The following is a 262-nucleotide window of genomic DNA, read 5'->3' on the forward strand; positions in this document are numbered from 1 at the left end:
TCATCAAACATAATCATAAAACGATTCAGAGCAGACGTCCAGTTACGAATGGGCATCGACCACTTTTTAGACGCCTGCTGAGTTGCTAGGTAGACTACCTTAAACGCTGCCTGATCAGACGGGAACACCTTACGTTTATTCACCGCTGTCCGAATCACACTGTTTAGCGACTCTATCGCATTGGTGGTATAAATCACTTTTCTGATGTCTTTCGGATACTCAAAGAACACCGTTAAGCCCTCCCAGTTATTACGCCAAGACT

General features: G+C 44.7%; 1 protein-coding gene. It reads right to left on the minus strand.

The features are described 5' to 3' along the window. Positions 1 to 262: transposase (locus NJD71_RS13840; RefSeq protein WP_319052467.1), on the minus strand; the 262-nt coding region annotated here is incomplete at both ends.

Source organism: Psychrobacter sp. PP-21 (genome assembly GCF_033790785.1).
Classification (GTDB): Bacteria; Pseudomonadota; Gammaproteobacteria; order Pseudomonadales; family Moraxellaceae; genus Psychrobacter.